The organism is Neisseria sp. P0008.S010 (assembly GCF_051962715.1).
GTDB lineage: Bacteria > Pseudomonadota > Gammaproteobacteria > Burkholderiales > Neisseriaceae > Neisseria > Neisseria elongata.
In genome coordinates this window covers 1-244 of record NZ_JBQCVA010000399.1, presented here as the reverse complement: position 1 = coordinate 244, position 244 = coordinate 1, and the positions used below count along the sequence as shown (strand labels likewise).

1 pseudogene is annotated in these 244 nt (G+C 59.0%); it reads left to right on the top strand.

The features are described from left to right. Window positions 1–239 (top strand): annotated as a pseudogene (locus ACTHSL_RS14075) (YccS family putative transporter); the annotation flags it as partial. Window positions 240–244 lie beyond the last annotated feature (5 nt).

Genomic DNA, 244 nt, shown 5'->3' with positions numbered 1-244 from the left:
AGTTCTACCAAAGCGGCTACCGCATCGCCGACCTGCTCGAACGCCTCCCGCAAACCGGCGAACAAGATTTTCAGACGATCCTCTCCCAAATCCGAACCGACTTGGAAGCCCTGCAAACAGAAGCAGGCGACGAACGCCAAAGCCACATCCTCCACCGGCAGCTCACCCTCATCGCCAATCAGCTCGACCCCTGCTACCGCAGCCTGCACGACATTGAAGCCAGCCCGCAAGCCGTGTGATATAG